This is a genomic window from Mycobacterium sp., assembly GCF_049608025.1.
Lineage (GTDB): Bacteria > Actinomycetota > Actinomycetes > Mycobacteriales > Mycobacteriaceae > Mycobacterium.
The window spans coordinates 1-5,743 of record NZ_JBMYXC010000093.1; the positions used below are offsets into that span (position 1 = coordinate 1).

Annotated in this window: 3 protein-coding genes; all 3 read right to left on the minus strand. The window is 66.6% G+C overall.

Going from position 1 to position 5,743, the window contains the following annotated elements; all coding sequences use genetic code 11:
- Positions 1-830: type I polyketide synthase (locus tag ACPGXI_RS17565; RefSeq protein ID WP_526655244.1), on the minus strand; the 830-nt coding region annotated here is incomplete at its 3' end.
- Complete coding sequence (locus tag ACPGXI_RS17570) at positions 827-2,572, minus strand: fatty-acid--AMP ligase (protein WP_526655246.1); 1,746 nt, start codon at positions 2,570-2,572, stop codon at positions 827-829. The genes ACPGXI_RS17570 and ACPGXI_RS17565, both read right to left, overlap by 4 nt.
- Before the next feature lie 116 nt (positions 2,573-2,688).
- A partial coding sequence (locus ACPGXI_RS17575; protein ID WP_526655248.1) for a KR domain-containing protein occupies positions 2,689-5,743 on the minus strand: 3,055 nt, incomplete at its 5' end.

Sequence of the window (5,743 nt, forward strand, 5' to 3'; positions counted from 1 at the left end):
GAGGACGAACAGGCCGTGTCAATGGTCACCGACGGACCACGCAGATCGAAATAATAGGAGACCCGGTTGGCAATGATGCTCAACGCGCCACCAGTGCCCGACCAAGAGTCGACGTCGCCGAGATCGGCCGAAGACAGGTACCCGTATTCGCCCAGGCACGCGCCGGCGAACACCCCGGTCTGGGAATGTCGCAGCGTGTGTGCCTGAATCCCGGCGTTCTCCAGCGCCTCTTGGGTGACCTCCAGCAGCAGTCGCTGCTGCGGATCCATCTTGTCGGCCTCGCTGGGCGAGATCTCGAAGAACTCCGCGTCGAAGGCGTCGATGTCGCGCAGGAACGAACCCCACCGATTGGTCCCCGCCAGTGCCGCCGCAGCCTCCGCGGAATCTATCCGAGATGACTCCCAGCGATCCGCGGGAACCTCCCGCACCGCTGAACGGCCCTCGGACAGGAACTCCCAGTATGCTTCCGGGCCTTCAATGTTGCCGTCATCGCCGGGGAACCGGCAGCCCAAACCGATCACAGCGATCGGTTCGTCATCGGAACCGTACTCGCGACCCACGACCGGCTCGGCCAAAGGCTCGACCTCGCCACCGGTCAGGAACTTCGCCAGCGCGTCCACTGTTGGGTACTGCCAGAAATCCACCGGAGACACGGGGCGGCCCAGGAACTCCGACAAAACCCCAGTGAGTACCACCGCGTCGCGGGATCCCACGCCGAGATCGTGCATCGAGGCGCCACGATCAATGTGTTCAGGGCTGCAACCGTTGTTGTTGACCAGGTAATCGACCAACCATCTCCGAACAGCAGCCTCGTCGATGGCTGAGGTCATGTAGTGACGTCCAGACGGGTCAAGTCCTTGCTGCGGTACAACTCGACAGAGGCTGCGCGGCGGACCTTGCCGCTGGTCGTCAAGGGCAGCGTGCCGGGCCCGACCAAGGCGAAATCAGCGAGCCGGACGCTGTGGGTCAGCGATACCGCCGCTGTTACCTGCTGTTTCAGCGACTCCAGCACGTCGCTGTCGGTCTGCTTCTTCAACTCGGCGATCACCACCAAGCTCTCGCTAGCGTCGTCGGGGATGGAGATCGCGGCCACTCGGCCGCCGGTGAACTTGGCGACGGTGGCCTCGATGTCGTCGGGATAGTGATTGCGGCCGTCGACGATCAGCAGATCCTTGATCCGGCCGACGATGTAGAGCTCGTCATCGAACATCACGCCCAGATCGCCGGTGCGCAGCCACGGTCCGTTCGGGGTACCCGGCACCGCCTCGCTCAACTGTCCGGCGAACAGCTCCTCGGTCAGCTGCGGGTTGTGCCAGTAGCCGCCGGCGACATGCTCACCATGCAGCCATACCTCACCGATCTTGCCGGCTGGATTCTCCACACAGGCCTCGGGATCGACCACTCGCACGGTGGTCGACCGCGGCCTACCGAGGCCGATCTGTTCCGAGCCACTCCCCTGTTCGCACTGCTCGGCATGACCGGCGGCCAACTTCTCGTAGTCGAAGCGCACCGCTGTGGGGGGACGTCCACCGGCGGAGGCCACCACATACACCGTCGCCTCGGCCATACCGAAGGACGGGCGCATCGCCGATTCGGGGAGGTTGAAGGCCGCGAAGCGGTCATTGAACCGGCGCACCGTCGACCCGTGTACCCGCTCGGCCCCGTTGATCATCACGGCCACCCCGCCGAGGTCCAGGCCGGCCAGGTCCTCATCGGTGGTTCGCGCGACGGCCAGCTCGAACGCGAAATTCGGCGCCGCGGTGAACGCGGCAGTGGCCGATGCCAGCCGCTGCATCCAGCGGGCCGGCTTCTGCATGAATGCGATCGGACTCATCAACACCGCCGGACAGCCCAGCACCATCGGAATGAAGACGCCGACGATGAGACCCATGTCGTGATAAAACGGCAGCCAGGACACGACCGTGGTGTCCTCCGGGGCGCCATCGGGGTAGGCCTCGTAGTAGTCGGTCAGCAACTGCCCCACATTGATGGCCACGTTGGCGTGGGTGACCACCACGCCCGCGGGCCTGCGGGTGGACCCCGAGGTGTACTGCAGGTAGGCCGTCTTGGGCAATGAGATCCGCGCTGCGGGCTTGGGCGGGGAATCGAAGTCCAAGGTATCGACTTCGATGAACTTCGGGCCGCGCTGCCTGGGGTCGGCCTGACCGTATTTTCTGACGCTGTCAGCGACCGCCGATGTGGTCAGCACCGCAACCGGAGTGGCGTCCTGCATCGCGCCGGTTACCCGCTCGTCGTGCTGACGCAGCTGGGGCATCGACAGCGGCACGGCGATGAAGCCGGCCGCAACGGCGCCGTAAAAGGCAACGACGTATTCCAGGCTTTGCGGTGCCAGGATCACCGCCCGGTCTCCCGGGGAGCCGCACCTCGCCAGCCTCTCGGCAACGATCTGTGCGCGTGCATGCACTTCAGACCAGGTCAGGCTCTCCGAGACGCCGGCCGGGTCAACTTCGTAATCGACGAATGTATACGCGATGTCGTCAGGCTGTTGCCGCGCACGATCGGCAAGCATCGCAGGGATGGAGGCCTCAGACAGCGCTGTGACAGCTGGCATGGGCGAATTCCTTTCGAATCGGCTCCCGACGTGTTCATGTTCTCGCGAGTCGGGTGAATCCAGAAATCAGTGGGTCAGTTCGATTCAACGTCGCGTCAGTTCGATTCAACGTCGCGTCAGTTCGATTCAACGCTGTCGAACAGCGAATCGAGCAAGCTGTCGCCCGAATCGTCGGAGTCTGCGGCAATGGTCCCGTCCCCGACGCTGTCGGGCACCAGCTGGTTGGCGAGGTAGGTGGTGAACGTGGCGATGGTGGGGTGGTTGAACAGCATGGTCGCGGATAATTCGAGTCCCACCAACCGCTCGACTTCGCGGCGAATGGACATCGCCATCACCGAGTTGAGCCCCATCTCGGCGAATGGAAGATCAGTGTGAACGTCGCTTTCGGGCAGCCGCAGCTCGGTCGCCAGGATGCTGCGTAGCCCGCTCTGCAGTTCGGTCCGCAGTTCCTCGGGGGCCATCGATGACCAGGCCCGGGTCGGCGCAGATGGGCGGTGGCTATCAGAGACGACCGCCGCAGCATCCTCGGCAGACAGCATCGGCGCCATCACGACCTGGTCGACGTCGAAGCGGGTGACGAAATCCCAGGCCGCGAAGGCCTCGGCAGCGCCGACCGGCCGCGAACCCACCCGTTCAAGCTCAGCGAGCACGATCTGCGCCTCGTTGGCGAACCCGAGCCCCTGCCAAGCTACCCAGTCCAGGCTCACCGTGTTGCAGCCCTGCCGACGGCGTGCGCGGGCCAGACCGTCCAGATAGGCGTTAGCCGCCGCGTAGGCGCCCTGACCCGGGATGCCGAAGACAGCACCGGCCGAGGCAGCCAGGTAGAGAAAGTCCAGGTGGCCCGGCGCGAAGACTTCATGCAGCGCCCGGGCGCCGGCGACCTTCGGCCATAGGGTGCGGTGTACCCGCTGCTCCTCGATCTCGGTGAGCAGCTGCGCCTCGGTGACGCCGGCAGCGTGGATGACACCGCGGATCGGCGGAGCACCGTCGGCGTCGCGTTTGTCCAGCAAGGCATGTATCGCCGCTGGTGAGCCGATATCGAGCACCACCGTCTCGACGGACACCCCGCGCTTCTCAAGCGCGCGGACCGCCGCGATCTTTCGCCGGATGTCGGGGTCGAGGGTGCCGGCACCGGGAGTGTCGGCAGCTACCTCTTGCGGGTTGTCCCAGGCTCGGCGCGGCGGCAGCGAAGTGCGGCCGGCCAGGATGAGGCGACGTGCACCCCGGTCGGCGAGCCAATCGGCCATGAGGAAGCCGAGCGCACCCATGCCGCCGGTGATCAGGTAGGCGGCGTCGGGGCGGCAGTGCAGCATTTCCCGCACCGGTTCGGCGGTGATCTCGGCCAGCGTCGAGGTGCGGAACTCTCCGTCCCGAAACACGGCGACGGACTTGATGGGTGTCGACAGCACCCCGGCGAGCGCCCCCGCGCCGTCGGCCACCTCAGCTGGATCTTGGCCGTCGGCCAGGTCGATCAGGCCACCCCACAGCTGCGGCTGCTCGGCGCCCACCACTCCGGCCAGGCCCCACAGACAACTCTGACGCATGGCCGCGTCGGAGGCCGACTCATGCACCCCGCGCGTGACGATCCACAGCGTGGCCGGGTTACGCGGGTCGCGCTCGGCGAGGCGGCCGACGAGTTCGGACACCTCGGTGGTGAGGCGAACGGAAGCCTCGAGGTCGGTATCGACCCCTGCGGATCCCGGGTCGGCGACGTACACCACGTGGCGGGCGTCGTCGACTTCGGAGCTACGGTGGCCCGCACCGTGCAGGCCGTCGCGCACCGTGCCGGCGATGTCACCGTCACCGATGACCGCGATCGAGGTTTCTGGCGTCGAAGCCGCGGGGATTGCTGCCGACTCCGGGGGCGGCGTGTCGGTTTCTGCCGCGTTCGGCGTCCATGGCTGCCAGTTCAGGACGTGGGCGACACGGTTGGGGTCGGCGAGTTCGACGGCCCGCAGTTCCACCGGGGTGTAGCGCATCGCGCGGATATCCACACCCGGCGCACCCGCTGCATCGGTGATGGTGATGTCGACGAGAAGGTCGTCTCCGTCTCGCCCGAGGAATCGGGCGTCGACGACGCCCTGGGAACCCGAGAATCCGGCGCGGAAGGCCCCGGCGTGGAAAACGACAGCCTCGGCAGAAGAGGGCACCTTGAGTCCGGGGCCGGAAGCGTCGACAAGCCGACCCAGATTCACCCCGGCATCCAGTAGCGCCACCGCAGTCGTGTCCGGCAGGTCCACCACGGCGTGCAGCGTGCCGGGTGCGGCCACGTCGGAGTCGACCGGGTGGACCGTCCACGGGTAGGCCTGGCCCTCGATATCCCAGGCGTTGTGCAGTTCGGCCAGCGCAGAGGGGTCGTAGCCGGACACTTCTTGTTCGGTGTCGGCGCGTTCGGTGGAGCGGGGGCCAGTGTCTGCACCGTCCCAGCCGTACGGCTGGTGCGAAATCCGTGCTGATGCGTGCCGGACCCAGCGAGTGCCGCCGGGCTCTGTTGACGGCGGGGCCGCCGAGGAAGCCTCCGGGACCGCTGAGCAGGAGGAAACGGTGATGGCCTCGCCGTCGGTGAAGACTTGCACCACGCGGGGTTGGTCGAGCGTGATCGGAAAGTCGAACCCTACGTCGGCAATAACGGCCTCGGCGTCGCCGCCGCACTCGGTGGCGGCCATTGACAGCGTCTGGAGCAAAACCGACAGCGGAACGATCTCCACCCCGGCGAACCGGTGCGAATGGGGATACGGCTTGGCCTGCGGGACCAGTCGCGCCTGCCACAGATGTCCGGGCCGGTCCCCCGCGACAGTGGTATGCGCGCCCAGCACGGTGCCCGGACGGGGTGCGGAGGCAACCGACGATGCCGCGAGCTTCTTGATCGCCCAGTGGTGGGTGTGGTGCCACGGAGTGGTGGGCAGCGCGGCGTGCGGCTCGGCCAGATGCTGGGTTTCTGGTGCGTGGTTGGTGAAGGTCGCGTTCAGCGTCGTGTGGAAGTTAAGCGTGTCGTCGGCGTCCCGGGTCAGGGTGCCGAAACTGCGGTGCTGCCCCGTTGCCAGCGTGTCGCTGACCGCGTACGTCAGGACCGGGTTGGCACTCACCTCGATGAATGTGCCCATCTCCTGCGCCGCGGCGGTGATGGCCTGGCTGAACCGGACCGGCCGGCGCACGTTGGCCACCCAGTAG